This is a genomic window from Wolbachia endosymbiont of Drosophila incompta, assembly GCF_001758565.1.
GTDB classification, from domain to species: domain Bacteria; phylum Pseudomonadota; class Alphaproteobacteria; order Rickettsiales; family Anaplasmataceae; genus Wolbachia; species Wolbachia pipientis.
The window spans coordinates 1,245,177-1,246,893 of record NZ_CP011148.1; the positions used below are offsets into that span (position 1 = coordinate 1,245,177).

The 1,717-nt window shown below is 37.5% G+C and carries 2 protein-coding genes (1 of these 2 running past the window's edge); both read left to right on the forward strand.

Features of this window, described 5'->3' with window-relative positions:
- The coding region (gene purE, locus WG67_RS05680) for a 5-(carboxyamino)imidazole ribonucleotide mutase (RefSeq protein ID WP_458694940.1) at positions 1-358 on the forward strand (358 nt) is incomplete at its 5' end.
- A gap of 7 nt (positions 359-365) precedes the next feature.
- A protein-coding gene (mutL, locus tag WG67_RS05685) for a DNA mismatch repair endonuclease MutL (RefSeq protein ID WP_070357028.1) crosses the window boundary here: on the forward strand, positions 366-1,717 show its 5' portion. 475 nt of this gene lie beyond the right edge of the window; only the first 1,352 of its 1,827 coding nucleotides appear in the window; it begins with the start codon at positions 366-368; its stop codon lies beyond the right edge, outside the window.

Consider the following 1,717-nt stretch of genomic DNA (forward strand, 5'->3'; position numbering starts at 1 on the left):
ACCAGAAAGGCTCTTCAATTTTGCTAAATCTGCACAAGAAGAAGGTTTTAAGGTTATTATAGCTGGTGCAGGAGGTGCAGCTCATTTACCTGGTATGGTTGCGTCACTAACTTGTTTACCAGTTATCGGCGTTCCTGTGCATAGTAAACAATTAAATGGGCTGGACAGCCTACTCTCTATAGTTCAAATGCCAAAGGGTGTTCCAGTTGCAACCATGTCTATAGGGGAAAATGGAGCACATAATGCTGCCATTACCGCCGTATCTATATTGTCAATTTCTAACAGTGAAATTGCAGGTAGGTTAAAAAAGTGGAGAGAGAAGCAGACCAAAGAAGTAAAAGAAAAACCAGTTTCATAATAAATCTATGGCAATAATTCTTTTAGACACAAAAACCATAAACCGTATAGCAGCGGGGGAGGTGATAGAAAGGCCAGCAAGTGTAGTAAAGGAATTAGTGGAAAATGCAATAGATGCTGGAAGTTTAGAAATAGAGATTAAAATAGAAAGTGGTGGGCGTAACCTTATTATTGTGACAGATGATGGTAACGGAGTAGAAAAAAACGATTTAGAACTTGCGTTTATGCGCCATGCTACTTCAAAATTGAGCGACAATGAGTTGATAGAAATCAAGCATCTTGGCTTTAGAGGAGAAGCTCTGCCTTCAATAGCAGCAGTAAGTAGGATAAAATTATCGTCTAAGGCAAGAGAAGCAAATGAAGCATGGTCTATAAGTTATGAGGGTGGAGAGAAAATAGGGGAGCAAACTCCTTACTCTTTATCACAAGGCACACATATTGAAGTACGAGATTTATTTTTTGCCACTCCAAATAGACTAAAATTTCTAAAAACTGAAAGAGCAGAAACTCAAAGCATTGTTGATATTGTAAACAACCTAGCAATGATTAACTATCATATAGGGTTTACTCTCACTTCAGGTAATAAAAAGCTCTTAAAATACGCTAAGCAGACTTCGTTATTTCATAGATTGTGTGAAGTAGAAGAAGAATTTCAGGGCAATTCTTTGGAGATCAATGAAGAAGAAGACGGCATTAAACTTACGGGACACATCTGTAAGCCGACCGTCAATCGTGGTAAGTCCACTCAGATCTATACGTTTGTTAATGGAAGGCCAATTAAAGATAATTTACTTATTGGCGCAGTTAGGTATGCATATCATGATTTTATTCCAAGCGATAGGTATCCTTTTGCAGCGTTACATTTAGAGATACCTTATGATCAAGTAGATGTAAATGTGCATCCAAATAAGTCAGAAGTAAGGTTTCAGAATAAGAAGCTCATATATGAGATAATGACAAGAGGATTAATTAAAGCATTGTCAAGAAGGATAGGCACTTTTCCAGCGCATGACCAGAAAATGGATTCAACATTGCCGGATCCTTTTGATAAACCTAATGTTCAAAAAGAATTTTATGAAAAAAGACCAAGTCCTTTTAAAAATCAACTAATAAAAGAATTTGCTTCTCCAAATGAAAAAGCAAAAGGCTTATCAGAACAGTCAAAATCGTTTGATTATACCGGCATACAGAAATTTCCATCACAAGCGGAGACTATGGTTCTAGAAAAAAAGGTGTTAGAGCAAGTTGATTTGATAGAGAGCCACCCGCTCGGGTTTGCACGCTGTCAGGTCTATAATACTTACATTATTGCCGAGGTAAGAGACAAATTGATTATAGTCGACCAGCATGCAGCCCACGA